This is a genomic window from Klebsiella sp. K47 (assembly GCF_051858335.1).
GTDB classification, from domain to species: Bacteria; Pseudomonadota; Gammaproteobacteria; order Enterobacterales; family Enterobacteriaceae; genus Klebsiella; species Klebsiella pneumoniae.
On record NZ_JBPYUI010000319.1, the window covers coordinates 1 to 231 of the forward strand.

General features: G+C 61.5%; 1 protein-coding gene. It reads left to right on the forward strand.

The window, feature by feature from the left end; genetic code table 11:
- A partial coding sequence (locus tag RRF55_RS28210) for an LptF/LptG family permease (protein ID WP_439419327.1) occupies positions 1-231 on the forward strand: 231 nt, incomplete at both ends.

Sequence of the window (231 nt, forward strand, 5' to 3'; positions counted from 1 at the left end):
CCTGACGGCCAAGCCCGACGGCGGCATGGTGCTGCAGCGCGAGAAAGAAGACAGCATGAACTGGAAGACGGGCATCAGCGCCGAGATGGTCTCGGCCGCTTTGCTCAAGCCCGATCGGATGTCCACCATCTCGCTGTTCCAGTATGTGCGCCACCTGGAAGCCAACGGCCAGGCTGCGCAGAAGTACGAGATCGAGTTCTGGCGCAAGGTCTTCTACCCGATGAGCTGCCT